General features: G+C 68.1%; 17 protein-coding genes. 6 read left to right on the top strand and 11 right to left on the bottom strand.

Annotated features, from left to right (window positions below; all coding sequences use genetic code 11):
* Window positions 1-2: 2 nt before the first annotated feature.
* From OG219_RS43625 to OG219_RS48210, 7 genes are all read right to left on the bottom strand, one after another.
* Window positions 3-344: a hypothetical protein gene (locus OG219_RS43625; protein ID WP_266836606.1), complete on the bottom strand. Its 342-nt coding sequence runs from the start codon at window positions 342-344 to the stop codon at window positions 3-5.
* A gap of 85 nt (window positions 345-429) precedes the next feature.
* Window positions 430-957 (bottom strand): hypothetical protein, encoded by a 528-nt coding sequence (locus tag OG219_RS43620; RefSeq protein ID WP_266836604.1) that lies wholly within the window; start codon window positions 955-957, stop codon window positions 430-432.
* A gap of 56 nt (window positions 958-1,013) precedes the next feature.
* The gene (locus OG219_RS43615) at window positions 1,014-2,243 is read right to left on the bottom strand and encodes a helix-turn-helix domain-containing protein (protein WP_266836602.1); all 1,230 of its coding nucleotides are present in this window, start codon (window positions 2,241-2,243) and stop codon (window positions 1,014-1,016) included.
* Between the two features lie 131 nt (window positions 2,244-2,374).
* Window positions 2,375-2,584, bottom strand: a complete 210-nt coding sequence (locus OG219_RS43610; RefSeq protein WP_266837907.1) for a hypothetical protein — start codon at window positions 2,582-2,584, stop codon at window positions 2,375-2,377.
* A gap of 723 nt (window positions 2,585-3,307) precedes the next feature.
* The gene (locus tag OG219_RS43605; protein ID WP_266836600.1) at window positions 3,308-3,646 is read right to left on the bottom strand and encodes a co-chaperone YbbN; all 339 of its coding nucleotides are present in this window, start codon (window positions 3,644-3,646) and stop codon (window positions 3,308-3,310) included.
* Window positions 3,647-3,868: 222 nt separating this feature from the next.
* Window positions 3,869-4,018, bottom strand: coding sequence for a hypothetical protein (locus OG219_RS43600; protein ID WP_266836598.1), 150 nt, complete (start codon window positions 4,016-4,018; stop codon window positions 3,869-3,871).
* Window positions 4,019-4,109: 91 nt separating this feature from the next.
* Complete coding sequence (locus tag OG219_RS48210) at window positions 4,110-4,316, bottom strand: Arc family DNA-binding protein (protein ID WP_323183371.1); 207 nt, start codon at window positions 4,314-4,316, stop codon at window positions 4,110-4,112.
* Window positions 4,317-4,333: 17 nt separating this feature from the next.
* Here OG219_RS48210 and OG219_RS43590 point away from each other — a divergent pair, with 17 nt between their 5' ends.
* Complete coding sequence (locus OG219_RS43590) at window positions 4,334-5,563, top strand: transposase (protein ID WP_266836596.1); 1,230 nt, start codon at window positions 4,334-4,336, stop codon at window positions 5,561-5,563.
* 166 nt (window positions 5,564-5,729) lie between these two features.
* On the opposite strand, the gene OG219_RS43585 is transcribed toward OG219_RS43590, so the two are convergent.
* Window positions 5,730-6,869, bottom strand: coding sequence for a CdaR family transcriptional regulator (locus OG219_RS43585; RefSeq protein ID WP_266836594.1), 1,140 nt, complete (start codon window positions 6,867-6,869; stop codon window positions 5,730-5,732).
* Between the two features lie 86 nt (window positions 6,870-6,955).
* On the opposite strand from OG219_RS43585, the gene OG219_RS43580 reads away from it, so the two are divergent.
* Complete coding sequence (locus OG219_RS43580; protein WP_266836592.1) at window positions 6,956-8,011, top strand: ferredoxin reductase; 1,056 nt, start codon at window positions 6,956-6,958, stop codon at window positions 8,009-8,011.
* Between the two features lie 7 nt (window positions 8,012-8,018).
* Window positions 8,019-9,137, top strand: a complete 1,119-nt coding sequence (locus tag OG219_RS43575) for an acyl-CoA desaturase (RefSeq protein ID WP_266836590.1) — start codon at window positions 8,019-8,021, stop codon at window positions 9,135-9,137.
* A 171-nt stretch (window positions 9,138-9,308) separates the two neighbouring features.
* Here the strand turns inward: OG219_RS43575 and OG219_RS43570 are convergent, their stop codons facing one another.
* The 3 genes from OG219_RS43570 to OG219_RS43560 form a co-directional block, all read right to left on the bottom strand.
* Window positions 9,309-9,467 (bottom strand): hypothetical protein, encoded by a 159-nt coding sequence (locus OG219_RS43570; RefSeq protein ID WP_266836588.1) that lies wholly within the window; start codon window positions 9,465-9,467, stop codon window positions 9,309-9,311.
* A gap of 234 nt (window positions 9,468-9,701) precedes the next feature.
* On the bottom strand, window positions 9,702-10,286 hold the full coding sequence (locus OG219_RS43565) for a DinB family protein (RefSeq protein ID WP_266836586.1): 585 nt from the start codon (window positions 10,284-10,286) through the stop codon (window positions 9,702-9,704).
* 184 nt (window positions 10,287-10,470) lie between these two features.
* Window positions 10,471-11,787 (bottom strand): MFS transporter, encoded by a 1,317-nt coding sequence (locus OG219_RS43560; protein ID WP_266836584.1) that lies wholly within the window; start codon window positions 11,785-11,787, stop codon window positions 10,471-10,473.
* Window positions 11,788-11,876: 89 nt separating this feature from the next.
* On the opposite strand from OG219_RS43560, the gene OG219_RS43555 reads away from it, so the two are divergent.
* From OG219_RS43555 to OG219_RS43545, 3 genes are all read left to right on the top strand, one after another.
* Window positions 11,877-12,854, top strand: coding sequence for a helix-turn-helix transcriptional regulator (locus OG219_RS43555; protein WP_266836582.1), 978 nt, complete (start codon window positions 11,877-11,879; stop codon window positions 12,852-12,854).
* A 394-nt stretch (window positions 12,855-13,248) separates the two neighbouring features.
* On the top strand, window positions 13,249-13,572 hold the full coding sequence (locus OG219_RS43550) for a hypothetical protein (RefSeq protein ID WP_266836580.1): 324 nt from the start codon (window positions 13,249-13,251) through the stop codon (window positions 13,570-13,572).
* A 319-nt stretch (window positions 13,573-13,891) separates the two neighbouring features.
* Window positions 13,892-16,156: an NACHT domain-containing protein gene (locus tag OG219_RS43545; protein ID WP_266836578.1), complete on the top strand. Its 2,265-nt coding sequence runs from the start codon at window positions 13,892-13,894 to the stop codon at window positions 16,154-16,156.
* Window positions 16,157-16,348: the final 192 nt, after the last annotated feature.

Genomic DNA, 16,348 nt, shown 5'->3' with positions numbered 1-16,348 from the left:
CCTCACCTCCGCCCGTACGATCTTGCCGCCGCGGGCTGAAGCCCGACCCCCGCCAAGGAGGGGGAACACTCGACGGGGGCCGGGAACTGCGGGGCCCGTCGTATCGGTACGGGAGCGGCGATCAGGGCGTATCGCGCGTCGCTGTCTGTGATCGTGAGTTGGTAAGCAATCCGCGCGGCGAGCTTGTGTATGACGCCGGCGTACTTGGTGGGGTCGCGGACCCACGTACGCAGGATGTCGGCGGTGTGTGTGTCGTCCGTGAGAATAAGAGAGGAGGCGTACAGCCAGGGGGCGAACGGGTCCGGGTCGAGGTGCCGGGCGAGGCGTTCGGCGTGCCCTTGCATCCATCGTGCGGCGAAACGTGGTGAGCGGGCGTTGTAGGCGGCGAGGATAACCGTGCGCTTGCCGTCAAGGGGGGTTGCGATGGCTTCACACCGATAGCCGATTCCGCGTGGCGCGGTGGCGTACGGCGCGGCGCGTAACGGACGGGGTGTGCGGCCGGCGGCGTGGCGTCCGCTCACAGCTTGCCCCGCGCACCGTGTCACGCAGTTCGAGGATGCGCCCAACCTGGTAGGCGTACAGCTCCATTTGGGACGGATCGAGCACGAGCAGTGCCTCGGCGGTGCCCCCGTCGTCGTAGTGGATGGCAACGGGTAAGCCGCCATGCCCGGCGCGGGCGTCGTACATCACGTCGCGTTTCAGTGGCGTGATGTGTGTGACCTGGGGCTGTACCGGTCGGAGGGTGGTTCCGTCGTTGGGAGTCGACCACTTGTCGCCGCCTCCGGCCGGGCAAAGGTGGTACGTGTTCCTGTCTTCGCCCGGCAACGCGATGACGACGCCGATTTCACCGTCTCTCGACGTGTCTCGAGCGAGGTCGCCGAGGCGTGGGTAGAAGGGCGCGGCGGTGCCCAACTCGCCGCCTTGCGAGGGCAGATGGGGGGTTCCTGGTCGACTCATGCCCCCGAAGCTAAGAGAGCCTCAGGGGGCCAATATGAATCAGAGGAATATCGCCGTCATCCGTCAAGGTGGAAGCGGTTCGACATGCGGCGCAGCTTCTCGCGCGTGGCTGTGCGCTCGGCGTAGACGATGCTGCGCAGCGTCGAGCGGGCGATCGGATGATTTCGGATCAGCTGTGGGGCGACGCGTTCCGCTTCCTCAAGCTCGGACAGTGCCTTGTCCCGGTTGCCGTCCCAAAGCCAGGCTCGGGCCAGATCCATGTGGTGGTGTCCCTGACGAGACTTGGGCAGAGCCTCGATCACCCCTGGGTCAGTGCGGCGATTCAGGGTCAGTGCCTCCCCCTGCTCTCCCAGCTCAAGGGCGACGCTGATCGCATGGATGTGTACGTTGCCCGGCGAGAAGGTCAAAGAATGCCGGTCGTACGTAGGGGCCCCCGTTTGGTGGGCAACGCGCTTCGCTGCGACCTTTGCATGGCCGATGCGTTCCTTGGCTTCCGCCTTGCTCCCGCCTCGCGCTGCGGACACGGCCGCACGCAGTTGCAGTGACCCCCAGGCGCGAACGGCGAGCGGGTCGCCCCGGTCGTAGTCACGCTGAACGGTGTGAATGGCCTTATCCGACAGGCTGATTGCGTCGGCCCAATCAGCGGTTGCCCACATGTCCCAGACGCGCATCCAGTCGGCTACGGCCGGCATCACGGAATCGCCGGACAGGCCGGCGGACCATGCGGCCCGTTCGCATGCCATGGCGACTAGCTCGGGGTGCCCCAAGGCGTGTGCGGCGGTGTGCGCGAACTTGCAGCACACTGCGTAGATAGCGAAAGCTTCCTCGCGCTCGTGGCCGGTGGATACCTCGGCCAGTGCGCGGGCTTCGCGGAACAAGTCGGGCAGAATCTGCACGATCGCTACGTTCGCCGCGGCATCGCGTAGCCGGTGCAGTCGGGTCGCTTCTTGCCACAGTTGGTTGGACGAACGGGGTGTGCCCTCGAAGACTGGCGCGAGGTCGTACCGGCGCAGCTCGCGCAGAATGGACGACGCGGCCACCTGCCATTGGTTCTCGGTGGGTGAGCTGTTGTACGGGCGTCCGATTAGATCGTTGGGGTGCACGTGAAGCTCGGCGGCGATGGCGTTGAGCAGGCCAACGCGGTCTATCTCGATCTGTCCGCGTTCCATCTTGGACACCCACCCCTGAGACTTGCCCAGGGCGGTGGCAAGGTCTGCCTGCGGCATGCCTAGACGCAGGCGCGCGCGGCGAACACGGCGGCCGATCTCCTCTGCTTCTTCCAGCATGCGCGGGGCTCCATCCGTTCGGGCGCTCCCTAGAACGGTACCCATGCCAAGGGGCGAACGTCGCCGGGTGGCGGTAGAAGCAACAGAACGCCCCCCGTGCGACCACGCTCGGCCGTACGGGGGCGTTCCTGCTATTGGGTGGCGAACTGCCAGACGGACAGGGCGAGGCCGAGAACGGCGACCAGGGCGGCGACGGATGGCAGGGGCCACCGTGCGCGTTCGAGGGCGTCGAGGCGCTGGTCGTGGTCGGTGAGCTGTCGGTCGGTCTGGTCGCCACGCTGTACGAGCAGCGCGAGGGAGCCGTCGACTCGGGCGAACCCTTCGGCCATGGTGCCGCGCAGCTTTTCAAGCTCGACGGCTCGGGCGGGGAGGGACCCGAAACGCCGAACCTCTGCAACATCTCTTGCGCCTTCTCTTGCGCCTTCTCTTGCGCCTTCTCTTGCGGCTACTCCTGCGCCTTCTCTTGCGTGAACCTCTTCTAGACGGTCGACGTATCTGCAGGTCAACCCAGGTTTCCGTGCATGGTCGGTGGTCTGACATCCCCTCTGCTGCCACTTTTCCCGCGCGTCTGATGGTGTGTGAGGAATGGGGGCGGGTGGTTGGGCGACGGCCTCGGGAATCGGGCGCGGCCTGGGGTCTGCTGCGCGTCGGCTGCGCCGCCGCGCAGGGCCGGTGGTGCGGTGTCCGGGCCAGGGAGCCCGGGGCGGGTTGGTGGTCCTGAATGGGCCGCTGACGGTCTGGAGCTGTCGGGGTGTTGGACCGTCCATACTCGGCGTGCCGGCTCCGGCTGCAGGTTGCCGGAAAACGCTCCGGGCGTACTCTTCACGCAAATTCATTTAGGAATGGTGAATTGATGGGACATGGTGAACGAACCCCTCGCAGCGGAGGTACGCGAAACTTCGGGTCACCATGAGGTCCTACGATTCGTGCGGTTCCGGCCCAACGATTAACAGGCCGCGAGAGCTCTCCGAGACGAGTTGGCAACCCGCCCAGGTCACCTGCCCAGCAAGTCCGCCCATAGACGAGACATGACGGGCGCCGCGGCCACGTGCCGCAGCGGCCGCTCAGAGGTGGCCGTCCAGGAACTTCCGTACCTCGGCGATGGTCATGGGCCCCGTGCCGTGCGCCACCGCCTCTCCCTCCTTCAACAGGACGTAGGACGGGGCTCCGGTGATCCCGTATCGCTCGGTTGCGGCCGGACAACGCGTGATGTCGGTGCGGACGGCCGTCAGGCGGCCCGTGTAGTCGTCGGCGATGCCACCCATGACGAGGTCCATCACCCGGCAGGGCTCGATTGCCTTGGGCCATGTCCCAGTGAAGTATGCGAGGACCGGAACTCCGCTCATCCCGAGGATGAAATTGAACTCCGCGTCCTCACGGGGTCGGTGAACCCGCTTCGCCATGGATGCTCCTGACCTCACGTTCCGTCATTCCATCCCCATCATCCCTCGCGCGGTGTGCCAGGCCGGCCCGGTCGGTCGTCCGGTTGAACTGTCGGAAGGGAGACACGGGGCCGTCGCAGAACCGCGGTGGTCCCCGACGCGAGCGGCCCGGCCCTCCGCCCTGGTGACCCGGCCTGGCCGCCCCGCCGGTCACCCAGCTGCAGACCGCCGCGCGCCCGTGGGTCAGCTCGTGCCAGGACAGCGCCCTCCACGACGACATGAAAGCCATTTTTTTTCCAGGGCATAGCGTCCCAGATCGCCGACCAGATGCTCGATGAGCGCGTCGACGAGCGGTCCGGTGCGCATCGTCCACCGGATCCAGTCGAGCCGCATCCGCCACCGCGCTTCTCAGAGACAGCGCCCCCGACGGGCTTCCCGAAGCCTTGTCTGGTCTTCACCGGATAACCGGAGGATGCCGCGGCCTTCAGGCCGGGGATGTATCCGGCTTCCCGCGGAGCTGGGCAGGAGTAGCCGGGTCGCCGCCGGGCGATCCGGCGTCCGGAGAGGCGGAGGCGAGGGCGACGTCAAGCAGGTGCAGGATCTCGGAGTTGATGGACCGTCGGTCGGCGGCTGCCTGGGTGGTCAGCCGGGCGTGCAGGTCTTCGGGAATGCGCAACGCGAAGCGAATCATGATGCTATCTTGACATCATGACGACATCGGGGGAAGTCGAGGGCGCCGGGCATGCCCGGTGGACGTTCCGGCTTCGCGTGTCGTCCACCGCCCGCACTGCCCTGATGGATGAGTGGGACCGGTGCCGCTGGGTGTGGAACGAGTGCGTGGCCAAGTCCAAGCAGGTCCATGCCCGGAACAAAGCGTGCCCCGAAGGCGCGGACAAGCGGACGTGTGGTCCGGCGCAGCTCGACAAGATGCTGACCGAAGCCCGCGCCCGCACGGGATGGCTGCGTGAGGGCTCCTCGGTCCCGCAGCAGCAGCTCATCCGGGACTTCGGCAAGTCCAGGACCAAGGCGCAGAAGGACATCCGTGAGCGCGTCCCGCAGCAGCGCCGGGCGGGCATGCCGAAGTTCAAGAAGAAGCGTGAGGCTCTGCCCAGCCTGAACTACACCCAGCGCGGCTTCCGTCTGAAGGACGGTCAGTTGCACTTGGCCGGGGGCATCGTGGTGACGGTGGTGTGGTCGCGGGAACTTCCCGCCGCCCCCTCCTCCGTGCGTGTCTACCAGGACAGCGTCGGGCACTGGTACTGCTCCTTCGTCGTGCCCGCCGAGGTCCAGCCGCTGCCCGGGACGGGTGCGGTGATCGGTGTCGACTGGGGCGTGAAGGAGACCGCGACCACCACATCCGACACCCACGACCTGCCCCACGCCGGGCACGGCAGGAAGGCCAAGGCCAGGCTGAGCCGGTACGACCGGATGATGGCCCGGCGCAAGCCGAAGAAGGGGCAGGCCGCCTCGAAGGGCTACCGGGAGGCGAAGCGGCTGCGGGCCAAGGCGTGCAAGAAGGTCGCCCGGCAACGGCAGGACACCGCCCGCAAGTGGGCCAAGACGGTCGTCCGTGACCACGACGCCCTGGCAGTCGAGGACTTCAAGCCGAAGTTCCTGGCCAAGACCACCATGGCCCGCAAGGCCGCCGACGCCGCCATCGGCGCCACCAAGCAGGCCCTGATCGAGATGGGCCGCAAGCACGGCCGCGCCGTGCATGTGGTACACCCCGCGCACACCACGATGGACTGCGCGCACTGCGGAGCGAGAACCAAGCACGCACTGCCGCTAGGGATGCGCACCTACACCTGCACCGCCTGCGGAACCGAAAGCCCACGGGACAAGAACTCCGCACGCGTGATGCTGATCCGGGCTGGTCTCAACCCGGCTGGCGCCGATGGCGGAAGACCTCCTGGAGCGCTGCTCCAGGAGGCGGCCTGAGCCAGGAATCCCCCTCATCCACGAGGGGGAGGATTCAAATCAACCCCCGGTCTCAGCTGGCTCATACCGCTCTTCCCCAGGCCGCATGAGCCAGTTGATGGCACCGAGAACGAGGCACGATTCCTGGACCGCTCGTGGACGCGGTCGTGGACGGTCGAAGTACGCGTCAGCCGGCCCGAAGACCGACCGCCAGCGTCAGTTCAAGGACCCGTTGTGGCGATGCGAGATCCGGAAACAGCTCCCGCAGTTGTGACATCCGGTACCGGACTGTCTGGGGATGGACGAACAACGCCGCCGCCACCTCGTCCCGCCTGCCCTGGTGCAGCAGCCACTCCCGCAACGTCTCCTCCAGTCGCCGTGCGGTCGTGACAGGCAAGGTCCGCAACGGTGCGAGGGCTCGGGCACGCAGGTCTGCGAACGCGTCCACGTCGGCGCTCAGCACCAGCTCGGGCAGGTGGTCCTCGGTGTCGCGAATATCAGAGGAGAGGGAGCGCGCGCGTACGGCGCGTGCGTACGAGGCGGACGCACGCGTCCATGGCCGGGCCGGGCCGACCACGGCGGTGCGGTCGGTCAACTGCCGCAAGAGATGTGATCGGTCGGCATCGGGAACGAGCAGCACACCCGTGGCGTCCGGCAGATCGTCGAGGACGAGGGTGCTCGGGTCGAGCGCACGGTAGGCAGGCCGGGCCTGGGCGGCGGGCAGCAGGACCGCGGTCAGCGAAACCGGAGGCTGCCACCCGGCCCGTTGAGCAGAGGCCAGCAGCACGTCCGGGCTCGCGCCGACGAGGAGGTCGCGGGCCAGGTGTTCCAGGTGGCGCTCGTGGTCCCTGCCCCGGGCGGCCAGTTCGTCGGCGTGGCCCGCGGCGCTCGCGGCGGAGAGCTCGTCGATGTAGGCGAAGGTCAGCTCGGCGAACTTGGCGACCTCGGCGGCGGGCAGACCTGCGGGTACGGCACCCGCTGCCAGGCATCGCCAGGCCACGCGGGCGCCGACGCGGTAGGCGCTGAGCAGGGCGTCCATCGAACGGCCGTCGCGGACCTCGCCGCGGCCCAGCTCGTAGGCTGCGTCACCGGCGTCGCCGCCTGTGGCGTTCCCGCTCGCGAGGTCCAGGTAGTGCCCCAGGGCGGTGCGGACGGATCGGCGGATGGTGGCGCCCATGCGGCCCGAAAGGGCGTTGGCGTAGGGAGGGACCTCGTCGATGATCGCCTCGACGACCTCGTCGGCGGTGGTCTTCAGCGCGGCCCGAAGTGCGGTGACCGTCGTCTCATCCAGGGCCAGTTCGCTGGCCCTCCGGACTGCATGGCTCATATTTTGTTCCCTGCGAACAATTCAGCCGACCAGATTTACGTCCTGCGGTCAGGACTTTACGCCTTGTGGCGCAGCAAGCTGAAGTCATGACGAGTACAGCCCTCCGCAGCAGGGCGTGGAAACTGCTGGAGATGGTCACGACGCCGCTGCTGCCGTCGGACTACCTCGACCTGGTCAGCCCGCTGCGTGCGGGCGCTGACCTGCGTGGGCGCATCGAGGCCGTGCACCCCGAGACGGGTGACGCCGCGACCATCGTGATCAGGCCGGGACGGGGCTGGCGCGGCCACACGGCCGGTCAGTACGTGCGGATCGGGGTCGACGTCGACGGGGTGCGCCTGTGGCGTGCCTACTCCCTCACCTCGCCGACAGACCGCCAGGACGGCCGCGTCACGATCACCGTGAAGGCGATCGAGGACGGCAAGGTCAGCAACCACCTGGTCCGCAGGGCGAAACCGGGCACGCTGATCCAGCTCGACCAGCCGACCGGTGACTTCGTGCTGCCGCAGGCCAAGCCCGCCAAGGTGCTCTACCTGACAGCCGGCAGCGGCGTCACGCCTGTGATGGGCATGCTGCGCGACACCGAGTTCGACGACGTCGTCATGGTCCACTGCGCGCCACAGCCGCAGGACGTGATCTTCCGCAACGAACTGCACGACCTGGTCGCGGACAAGAAGCTGCGGCTCACCGAGGTGCACACCGACACAGATGGCCAGCTCGACATCGCCCGTCTCGACGAACTCGTGCCCGACTGGGCCGAGCGCGAGACCTGGGCCTGCGGGCCCGCGGGCCTGCTCGACGCCGCCGAAGAGCACTGGACCGAGCACGGCGTACAAGAGCGCCTGCACACCGAACGCTTCCGCCCCAGCATCGTCGTCGCCGGCGACGGCGGCGAGGTCACGTTCAGCACCACCGGCAAGACCGTCGACGCGGACGGCGCCACGCCGTTGCTGGACGTCGGCGAGGAGGCCGGCGTGCTCATGCCCTCCGGGTGCCGCATGGGCATCTGCTTCGGCTGCGTCACGCCGCTCAAGGCGGGCGCCGTCCGCGACCTGCGCACCGGCGAGATCACCGAGGCCGAGCCGGGCGTCCTCATCCAGACCTGCGTGTCCGCCGCGGCGGGCCCCTGCGACATCGAACGGTAGGAGCACCTTGACCGCCACCGACCCCACCGCCCACCTGACCGCGGAGCAGATCGAGGAGCTCGGCCGCGAGCTGGACGCGATCCGCGACGAGGTGATCGCCGACCGCGGCGAGAAAGATGCCGCCTACATCCGCAAGGTCATCTCGGCGCAGCGCAAGCTCGAGCTGGTCAGCCGGGGCGTACTGCTGTTCTCGATCTTCCCGCCCGCGTGGCTGATCGGCACCGCCGGGCTGTCCGTGGCGAAGATCATGGACAACATGGAGATCGGCCACAACATCCTGCACGGCCAGTGGGACTGGATGCGGGACCCGAAGATCCACTCCACCACCTGGGAGTGGGACCACGTCTCGCCGTCCGAACAGTGGAAGCACTCGCACAACGAGCTGCACCACACGTACACCAACGTGATCGGCAAGGACAACGACCTCGGCTACGGCATCATGCGCGTCGACGAGGACCAGAGGTGGCACCCGTTCCACCTCGGCCAGCCGCTGTGGAACTTCCTCAACGCCTGCTTCTTCGAGTACGGCATCGCAGCGTACGACCTGGAGCTCGGCAAGAACCTGAACAAGCGCCGCCGCAAGAACCCGGAGTTCCGCGCGCGGGCCAAGGCCGTCGGCCGCAAGATCCGCAAGCAGGTGCTCAAGGACTACGTGATCCACCCGCTACTGTCAGGCCCGTCGTTCCTCCCCACACTCGCCGCCACTTTCACCGCGAACCTGGTCCGCAACATCTGGACCCACTCGGTGATCATGTGCGGGCACTTCCCCGAGGGCGTACAGGTCTTCGAACGCCGGTCGATCAAGAACGAGACGCGCGGCCAGTGGTACCTGCGCCAGATGATGGGCTCGGCGAACATCAGCGGCAGCAAGGCCATGCACTTCATGACCGGCAACCTGTCGCACCAGATCGAGCACCACCTGTTCCCGGACCTGCCGAGCAACCGGTACGCCGAGGTCGCGGTGAAGGTGCGCGCGCTGTTCGAGAAGTACGAGCTGGAGTACGTCACCGGCCCGCTGCCCAAGCAGGTGTTCTCCGCGTGGCACAAGGTCTTCCGGCTCTCCCTGCCGAACAAGAAGCCCAAGGTCAAAACGCCGGACCGCGAGCAGGAGCTCGTCGCCGCCTGATTCCCGGTATTGGTTCAGATTTCTCGGCCGAACCCGGCCCCATCGCCGGGTTCGGTGAGATCCGTTGCGGACGGTGGGCGACCGCGACGTCAGACCGTACGACACGGAATCCACCCCGTCTCCTCGCCGATCAGCTACTTTGCGCGCAGAGCCGTCTTCGACCAGATCGGGCTACTGCCCCGCCAGGTGTGGGCCGACCGCATTCTCTACGAGGCACAGCAGACGGCCGACACCACCCGCCGCCAGCTGCTCATGGTGGAAGACGTCGACCACGTCCTCGACCTGGTCACTGCCGGAGCCGATGCTCGCCACCCCTACGTCCGCCCCCACGCTCCGCCCCGGGCATGTCCTGGCATTCGACCTGCTCCGGGCCGGGCGCCGACTTGACCGTGAAGCCCCACCAAGGCTCGCCGCGCGCCCCGGACGCGCCCGAGCTGGACGAGGACGACGAAGGCGTGGACTGAACGCCCACATCGGGTGACACGGGCATATCGGGTGGTCGGAGTGCTCGGAAATCGCAAGCGCCGGTAGGGGAGCTGATGTCAGGCTGCCTGATATGTCTGACTAAGCCTTGATTGGTGTGGCCGATCTTGCGGCTTGCTCGATCTTCGCGCAGTAGGTTGCACGGGCTTCCTCGTCGATCTGCTGCTCGTGTTCGGGGCGCATCCCGGTCCGGCCGTCGAGGCCCTCGCGCAGGATGTCGGCGTGCCCGGCATGCCGGTTGGACTCGCCGAGGACATGGACCATGACGGCGAACAGGTTCGTGTTGGGATAGGGCTCGGGCCACCACGGCACGTGGCCGGGGGCGTCGAGGGGAAGCTCGTTGATCGTCGCATCCGAGTGTTCCCACGTGCGCCGGTAGAACCCGATGATCTGATCGCGGGTCTCGTCCTCGGACGCCCACAGATCGCTGCCGTTGGAGTCCTGCCACCGGGGCAGCGGTTCCGGGGAAGGGCGGTCGAAGACCTCGCCGAAGTACCTGGCCTCGACGCTGGCCACGTGTTTGACCAGGCCGAGGAGGTTGGTCCCGGTCGCTGTCAAAGGTCGGCGGGCGTCGTATTCGGACAAGCCGTCGAGTTTCCAGAGCAGCGCCTTGCGGTCCCGCCGCAGTCTCCCGTGCAGGTTGTCCTTCGCGAATTCATCGATCATGCGGCATGAGCCTTCCATAGGTGCTGTTCGTGGTCTCAAGATCCCGTAGAAGGTCCGCAACAGCTGGCAGAGCCGAGGCTCAGGACTCCTAACACAATGAGCTGCCGGGATTGATGGTCTGTCAGAGAGACGTGGGGGTGGGGTGGGGTGCGTGACGGCTCGCGGCCGACCCGACCTGCGACGGTTACTGCGCAGGAGAACTACACGCATGCTGTTCGGTGCTGTTCTCTGATCCCGTTGAGTAGTTCGGGACGCGGACCGGGGAGGTGGGCGGGTGCCAGGTGAGAATCCACCCGGCGGTAAGCGCCGCCGCGCCGCCTGCCAGGGCGATTGCGCCGCCTGTTCCGATGCCTGCGGCCACCGAGCCGAAGCAGGCCGGCCCGATGCCCTGCAGCGTCATGCTGCCGGAGCCGAGCAGACCGAAGGCCTGACCCTGGCCATTCTGCGGCAGGGCGTCCAGGAACGGCCGTTGCAGGCCGAGAAGGTAGGCGAATCCGAAGCCGCAGAGCAGCAGCAGACAGGACGAGACGCCCACTCCGGGCTCGGCAGCGAAGCCGAGCAGCGGCAGTCCCGTCAGCGCAACCAACGGGACTACCAGTCGCTCCCGGGTGGTTGGCCGTAGGAGTCGACCCACCAGCAGGTCACCGACAAGCATGCCGACCGGCAGACAGCCCATCAGCACCGCGTACCAGCCGGGCGCGAAGTGGCGTCCTCCCGCGTAGGCGACGATCAGACCTTCCGCTCCCGCTACGAACGCGGGCGGCAGCCACTGGGCCAGCATCAGTCGTCGCACCGTGTGTCCGCGCAGCAGCAGGCCGGCACCGTGCAGGCTTGCCCGGACGGCCCCGCCATCGCCCCGAGCGCTGCCGGGTGTGCCGCCGAACTCTCCCAGCTGCAGCCGGGGTAGCCGGATGCGGATAGCGAGCGCGCAGCCGAGGTAGAGGGCGGCGCTTACCGCGAGCGCCCTGCGCGGGTCGAGTACCGCGACGGCCGCACCTCCCAGCGCCAAACCGAACAATTGCGCGCCGGAGGAAGCAATGTTGTTCAGTGAACGGCCCAGTACATAGGCGTCGCCTTCCAGCCACTGCGCGACCAGCCGACTCGACGCGCCGCCGAACACCGGTGTGGCGAGGGCGACCAGCGCCACGACACCGAGGCTTGCCGCGATCGGCATCCGCACCAGGGCGAGCAGCAGGGCGGCGGCGCACTCCAAGGCGTAGCCGCCGGCGATGAGCGCGCGGGGCGGCAATCGGTCGGCCAGGGAGCCCAGCAGCAGCGAGCCGAACAACTGCGGGAGAAAGCCGATGCCGAAGGCCAGTGCGCTCAACAGCGCGGAGCCGGTGGCCGCGAAGACCAGCACCGAGAACGTGGTGATCCGCAGCGAGCCCGCAGTGATCGCGACGGCGCGGGTCGAGAAGAGCAGCCGGAATCGCGGCTCGGCCAGGACCTCCCGGTAGGTGGCACGGTGGTTGCCCTGCGCGGGTTCGGCGGTTGGGGTCATGACGCCCAGCCTCGCCGTGCGCCCACGCCACTCACCAATGATTCGTCGCTGGACGAATCGGAACAGACGTCCGGCGGTAGCATCGCAGGGTGCTCCGCTTCGAAGTCTCCGTCGAGGACCTGATGCGCAGCCGCTTCGCACTGTCGCCCGCGATGGACCTCTGCCTACTGCTGCGCTCGCTCGCCGGCCAAAACCGGCCGCTGCCGCGAGCCTGGGCCACCCGGCTCCTGCCGACCTTTGAACGGCTTCGCCGCGAGACCGAACTGGACTCCGCCCTCGCGCTGCAGGCCCCGCAAGGCGGACCGAACTTCGTCGCCCCGCCCCCGCGCGGCCTCAACCAGACCTGGGCTGACGACCTGGCCGTGATCCGGGCCACACCGCTGGAAGCGGCCCGCCACGAATTCACCACCACTGGGACCGGCCCATCCGCCCGCGATCCCCGCGTACGCGCGGTGCTGGACTCGACGGACGCTGTCCCCAGGATCGCCGAGGCGATGGACCAGGCGTGGCACGAACTGCTCGCCACGGACTGGCCGCAACTGCGCACGATTTGTGAGCGCGATGTCGTGCACCGGGTAGGTGTGATCGGCGAACACGGATGGGCCACGACCATCGAGAGCCTGCACCCGGGCATCGCCTGGCGCGCCGGCGGTATCGAGATCGGCTTCTTCCGAGGCGGAACAGTCCGCCTCGTCGGCGACGGGCTACTCCTGATCCCTTCGGTCTTCGTCGGGAATATCGCCGCCCACCTCGAAGACCCCTGGCCCAGGACCTTGGTCTATCCCGCCCGCGGCACCGCCGCCCTGTGGGGCGAACAGGAGACCGTCCCCCAACCGGACGCACTGACCGCGCTGGTCGGCCGGGCCCGAGCCCGGCTGCTGGTGGCGCTGGACGCCCCGGCCAGTACCAGCCACCTCGCCCGAAGCCTCGCCATGGCACCCGGCGCGGTAGGAGACCACCTCGCCATCCTGCGAGGCGCAGGGCTGCTCGTCCGCGCCCGGTCCGGACGGTCGGTGCTCTACCGGCGCACCCCGCTCGGCGAGGCACTGGTCGGCGGTTCGGGCTGAGGACGCAGATCAGCAAATTGATCATCTAGAAACGCGGCGTCGTCGCCGGAACGCCGGATCGCCCGGCCAGCTGCGAGATGCGGTAGGTCGTCACACAGCTGACGGAAACCTTCCACCCAACTCGAAGGTCAAGCCCCGACCACCGCCGGATCGCCCGAACCTGCACAGGGACGGACAGCCAGCTAGCGTCCGCGTGCGGGTTCGCCCACCCCTGCATCCAGGATTCCGAGAACCCGCGCGCTTCGACGTGGGGCATCCTCGTCCACCCCGCCCACGGCGACGTCCGCGCCCGCCCGTACGACGAGCGCCGCGCCCTGCTCCTGAACCTGCTCCAGGAGCACGACGTTCAGCCCCCGATCCAGGCCGCCCCGATGACGGACGACCCGACGTTGCCATGACCTGGTACCAACAACTGCAGGAGTTGGGCATCGAGGGCATCGTCTACAAGCCGGCCAACTCGGTATACAGAGCCGGGCGAATATGGGAAAAATGCCGCCACGCAGAAACCGTGGACGCCGAAGTCGTCGGCTACACGGGCCCTGCCGCCCGCCCACATGCCCTGGCCGTACGGTTCCCCGGCGGCCGCCTCGCGCTCACCCAGAAACTCAAGGCACCGCTTGCGGCCCAGATCTCGGCCTACCTCATGGCGAGCGGACCGCCACGGAGCGCGCGTACGGGCCCGGGGGGGCCTACCGCACCACCGGCCCCGGCCCGGTGATCGAAGTTCTGGCCGGGACGAGCCGGCGCGCCCTGGTGACGGCAACCCGGCTGCGCAGCCCGTAAGCGCCTGGACTCGTGCGACTCGGGCTTTGACTGGGCGCCTCGGTTGGCCAGTGAGCGTTCCGAGCTGCCGTTTCCGCAGCATTGTCCACTCGTTGGTTCAGGCGTTGGCCGTGACCGTTGAGTGGGGGGCTGGGATGGGTCGGCGATGGAGTGTGGCCTGGGCCCTGTGCGCGGTCGTGGCTGTGGTTCTCGTCTTGATGTGGTGCAGGTGGGACGAAAGCGCTGCCGCGACGGCCAGCTCGGTGGTGGCAGCTGTGATCGGGCTGTTCGGTGTGCTGGCAGTGTGGGCGTGGCGTCGTGATCCGCAGCGGGGGTATTCGAGCAGCGGGCAGTTGGCGGATGCCACGGCGGTCCTCGCGCGGCTGGTAGGCCGCCAGTGGCAGGAGGAAGCGACGCTCAGGCAGTTGTTCGACCCCGCCCCATTGCCTGTGGTGTGGTCCGACTGCCCGGAGGCCGGAGTTGGTGACCATCGCCAGCTGATCGGTGCCCCCTTCTCCTGCTGTGTGGATCGGACGGAAGAGCTCGCCTGTGCCTTCCGGGCCCTGCCCAGACGCAGGCTTGTCGCCCTGGGACCGGCTGGGTCGGGCAAGACCACGTTCGCTGTGCTCCTCACTCTTGGGTTGTTGCGCACCCGGGAGGAGAACGATCCAGTACCAGTGCTCCTGTCGCTCGCTTCCTTCGATCCTGCCCGCGAGAGTGCTCACGGATGGCTGAGCCGCCGGCTCGCCGCCGACTACCCTGCGCTTGCCGACGCTGAGGCGTATGGCCCGACCGCGATCGACGACCTCCTCGCCGGGCACCATGTCCTTCCCGTCCTCGACGGCCTGGACGAATTGCCCGTTCCGGCCCACACCGCCGTTCTGACGGCCCTCAATGACACCTTGGACGCCCACACTCCGCTGGTGCTGACCTGCCGCACCTCCGCCTACACCACAGCGGTCACCCACGCTGGCGTCCTAGCTGGCGCCGCCGTCATTGAGCCCACACCTGTACGCCCAGTTGACGCCCTCGCGCTCCTGCGCCTGGCCACATCACCGGGTCCCCGCCACGAGCGATGGGACGAACTCACCAGGCACGTGTCCCGACACCCCGACGGACCGGTAGCCAGAGCACTGGCCAGCCCCTTGATGGTCGGGCTCGCCAGAGCCGTGTACGCCGACGCCGATGGTGACCCCTCCGAACTCGCCGACCGCGGCCGCTTCCCGACCAGTGGCGCCATCGAGCATCATCTGCTGGACGCCCTTGTCCCCGCCCTGTACGCGCGCGCCCACCGCCTGCGACCCGCCGACCGCCGCTGGGACCCAGCATGCGCCCAGCGCTACCTCACACACCTTGCTGACGGCCTGCGTCGCCAGGACACTCACGATCTGACCTGGTGGCAGCTGTACCGCTGGACACCCCTGGCTCATGCCTGGAGCCGTGCCGCACTGTCGGCCTTTGCCGCCTTCACTCTCATCTGGGCGGGCTATCTGTTTTGTAACCTCACGGGCGCCGGCCCCTCAGACTGGCAGCTGGAAGTCGTGCTGTGGTACAGCGGCGCAGTGGCACTGGCCATGGCGGGCATGCTCTGCGTCGCGGCGTGGATGGCGGCCAGACCCCGCACGCGGGCCGGTTCGCTGCAGTCGGTGCTACTGATCGCCGCGTGCGGCTACCTGGCCCACTCCGCTCCGAAGGCCGTGTGGCGCATGGCCCACACCAGCATCTGGGCTGGAGTGGAATACATCTTGGTAGCCAGTACCCTCTACGGACTCTCCTACCTGGCAGTTCTGTACACCGCCGGGAGTCCGGTGCCTCCTGACATGCCCAGCCGCGGCAGACTCGGCACGCTTCACTGGCGCCACCGGTTGCCCCGGGCTCTGGCCACCGTCGTCGGCACGGCCATCCTCACCGGCACCGCACTGAACATTCAGTTTGTCACCGCGGCGCCCTGGCTCCCACTTGGCGTAGCAGCGGACTCCATCCCGCCACTGGACGCCTGGGCGTACGGCCTGACTGCTGGCCTTCTCTTCGGCACGGTACAAGCGCTGCTGCGCTGGATGCGCCACACCGTATCCCCCAACGACCTCACCACCGCGGCCTCCTCGGTACGAGCCGACCGGATCATCTCCCTGCTCACGGGCACCGCGGGAGCAGTGCTGATCACCCTTCCCGACATCCCCCTTTGGATGAGCGCTGCGGGAGTCTTTCCCGAAGATGTGAGCATCGCCATCCTCACTGCCGGGTACCTGTGGAGCAAACTGCCTCTCGTGGGCCCAGCTGGCCTGGTGCTCGCCCTGGCCGCCTGTGCCTGGCCGTACTACACCGCCGCGCGCATCCTGCTCGCGGCCCGAGGCCGACTGCCGTGGAGGCTCCAGCCGTTCCTGGCCGACGCCCACCGCCTCGGCATCCTGCGTCAGGTAGGACCCGTCTACCAGTTCCGCCACGCCCACCTGCAGCATCGCCTCGCCGACCGCGCACACCTGCCCCACCCCCGAACAGCCCCAAGGCCGGCCCGATCGCGTTCCCGAACACGGGGCTGACACAGCGACGCTGTGCCCGATCCAGACAAGGAACTGGCGGTGTTCTCCCCGTGCCTGACGAGCCCATGCCACGTTGTCATCAGTCCCGAGCAATCGCGCGTTCTCGTCGTTGGAGTTCCTGGAGCGCGCCTCAGAATCGCCCACGATTGCGAACGGTCACAACTCGATGGGCGCTCATGAGCCTGACAAGGC

This window comes from Streptomyces sp. NBC_00038 (assembly GCF_026343635.1).
GTDB lineage: Bacteria > Actinomycetota > Actinomycetes > Streptomycetales > Streptomycetaceae > Streptomyces.
Note: the sequence above shows the minus strand (reverse complement) of the source record. Positions and strands in the feature narration are given on the sequence as shown.